Source organism: Vibrio sp. 1F169 (assembly GCF_041439605.1).
Taxonomy (GTDB): Bacteria; Pseudomonadota; Gammaproteobacteria; order Enterobacterales; family Vibrionaceae; genus Vibrio; species Vibrio tasmaniensis_A.
On sequence record NZ_JBGOOI010000171.1, the window covers coordinates 1 to 1,353 of the forward strand.

1 rRNA gene is annotated in these 1,353 nt (G+C 52.1%); it reads left to right on the forward strand.

The features are described from left to right. Positions 1 to 1,353 (forward strand): 23S ribosomal RNA (locus tag ACED53_RS23405); the annotation flags it as partial.

A 1,353-nucleotide genomic window follows, 5' to 3' on the forward strand; every position in this document is an offset into this window, starting at 1 on the left:
TTAACGCTGAGATACGATGTCGAGCTACTACGGTAGTGAAGTCATTGATGCCATGCTTCCAGGAAAAGCCTCTAAGCTTCAGATTGTAAGGAATCGTACCCCAAACCGACACAGGTGGTCGGGTAGAGAATACCAAGGCGCTTGAGAGAACTCGGGTGAAGGAACTAGGCAAAATGGTACCGTAACTTCGGGAGAAGGTACGCTCTTATCAGTGAAGTCCCTTGCGGATGGAGCAGACGAGAGTCGCAGATACCAGGTGGCTGCAACTGTTTATTAAAAACACAGCACTGTGCAAAATCGTAAGATGACGTATACGGTGTGACGCCTGCCCGGTGCCGGAAGGTTAATTGATGGGGTTAGACTTCGGTCGAAGCTCTTGATCGAAGCCCCGGTAAACGGCGGCCGTAACTATAACGGTCCTAAGGTAGCGAAATTCCTTGTCGGGTAAGTTCCGACCTGCACGAATGGCGTAATGATGGCCACGCTGTCTCCACCCGAGACTCAGTGAAATTGAAATCGCTGTGAAGATGCAGTGTACCCGCGGCTAGACGGAAAGACCCCGTGAACCTTTACTACAGCTTGGCACTGAACATTGAACCTACATGTGTAGGATAGGTGGGAGACTTTGAAACCGCGTCGCTAGATGTGGTGGAGTCGTCCTTGAAATACCACCCTTGTAGTTTTGATGTTCTAACGTTGGTCCCTGAATCGGGATTACGGACAGTGCCTGGTGGGTAGTTTGACTGGGGCGGTCTCCTCCCAAAGAGTAACGGAGGAGCACGAAGGTGGGCTAAACACGGTTGGACATCGTGTGGTTAGTGCAATGGCATAAGCCCGCTTGACTGCGAGAATGACAATTCGAGCAGGTGCGAAAGCAGGTCATAGTGATCCGGTGGTTCTGAATGGAAGGGCCATCGCTCAACGGATAAAAGGTACTCCGGGGATAACAGGCTGATACCGCCCAAGAGTTCATATCGACGGCGGTGTTTGGCACCTCGATGTCGGCTCATCACATCCTGGGGCTGAAGTCGGTCCCAAGGGTATGGCTGTTCGCCATTTAAAGTGGTACGCGAGCTGGGTTTAGAACGTCGTGAGACAGTTCGGTCCCTATCTGCCGTGGGCGTTGGAAAATTGAAAGGGGCTGCTCCTAGTACGAGAGGACCGGAGTGGACGAACCTCTGGTGTTCGGGTTGTCATGCCAATGGCATTGCCCGGTAGCTAAGTTCGGAATCGATAACCGCTGAAAGCATCTAAGCGGGAAGCGAGCCTTGAGATGAGTTTTCCCTGGCGCTATAAGCGTCCTAAAGGGTTGTCGTAGACTACGACGTTGATAGGCAGGGTGTGTAAGTGCTG